Origin of the sequence: Virgibacillus sp. DJP39 (assembly GCF_049310925.1) — a bacterium.
In the GTDB taxonomy this organism is placed as follows: domain Bacteria; phylum Bacillota; class Bacilli; order Bacillales; family Amphibacillaceae; genus Virgibacillus_F.
In genome coordinates this window covers 1-766 of the sequence record NZ_JBMERP010000197.1, presented here as the reverse complement: position 1 = coordinate 766, position 766 = coordinate 1, and the positions used below count along the sequence as shown (strand labels likewise).

Annotated in this window: 1 rRNA gene; it reads right to left on the bottom strand. The window is 53.8% G+C overall.

Annotation, left to right across the window (positions count from 1 at the left end):
* A 23S ribosomal RNA gene (locus ACOI1D_RS21780) occupies positions 1 to 766 on the bottom strand; the annotation flags it as partial.

The window sequence follows — 766 nt, the reverse complement described above, 5'->3', positions numbered from 1 at the left end:
CGAATGATTTCCAACCATTCTGAGGGAACCTTTGGGCGCCTCCGTTACTCTTTGGGAGGCGACCGCCCCAGTCAAACTACCCGCCTGACACTGTCTCCGAACCGGATTACGGTCCTGGGTTAGAAGGTCCGTACAGCCAGGGTGGTATCCCACGGATGCCTCCACCGAAGCTAGCGCTCCGGTTTCTACGGCTCCCACCTATCCTGTACAAGCTGTACCAACATTCAATATCAGGCTATAGTAAAGCTCCACGGGGTCTTTCCGTCCTGTCGCGGGTAATGCGCATCTTCACGCATAGTATAATTTCACCGGGTCTCTCGTTGAGACAGTGCCCAAGTCGTTGCACCTTTCGTGCGGGTCGGAACTTACCCGACAAGGAATTTCGCTACCTTAGGACCGTTATAGTTACGGCCGCCGTTTACTGGGGCTTCGGTTCTAAGCTTCGCACCGAAGTGCTAACCTTTCCCCTTAACCTTCCAGCACCGGGCAGGTGTCAGCCCCTATACTTCGCCTTTCGGCTTCGCAGAGACCTGTGTTTTTGCTAAACAGTCGCTTGGGCCTATTCACTGCGGCTCCTCCTTAAAGGAGCACCCCTTCTCCCGAAGTTACGGGGTCATTTTGCCGAGTTCCTTAACGAGAGTTCTCCCGATCACCTTAGGATTCTCTCCTCGCCTACCTGTGTCGGTTTGCGGTACGGGCACCTATGAACTCACTAGAGGCTTTTCTTGGCAGTGTGAAATCCAGAACTTCGGTACTTAATTCCCTC